We start from the raw sequence: 310 nt of genomic DNA on the forward strand, positions 1-310 counted from the left end.
GAGAAATGAGTAAGAGTTGTTTTACTGTTAAGTTATTAAGGTGTAGATGTAAGCACACCGAAAGCGAAGCTTTCTCGGTTGCGACTGCGTCGCAAATACTTGATAAAAAATCTGTTTAGATGAACAAGTTCATTACACAATTTTTATATCAGGTGCACTTACTTAGTAACACAAAAATCTTTGGTGGCGATGCGCTTAGGGGAAACACCCGTTCCCATCCCGAACACGATGGTTAAGACCTAAGCGGCCGATGGTACTATGCTGGAGACGGCATGGGAGAGTAGGTGGCCGCCAATTAAAAAGAAAATAA

General features: G+C 41.9%; 1 rRNA gene. It reads left to right on the forward strand.

The features are described from left to right. Window positions 1-179: 179 nt before the first annotated feature. Window positions 180-297, forward strand: a 5S ribosomal RNA gene (rrf, locus tag DWZ63_RS15515). Window positions 298-310: the final 13 nt, after the last annotated feature.

The sequence above is a fragment of the Clostridium sp. AF34-13 genome (assembly GCF_003477845.1).
Taxonomy (GTDB): domain Bacteria; phylum Bacillota; class Clostridia; order Lachnospirales; family Lachnospiraceae; genus Butyribacter; species Butyribacter intestini.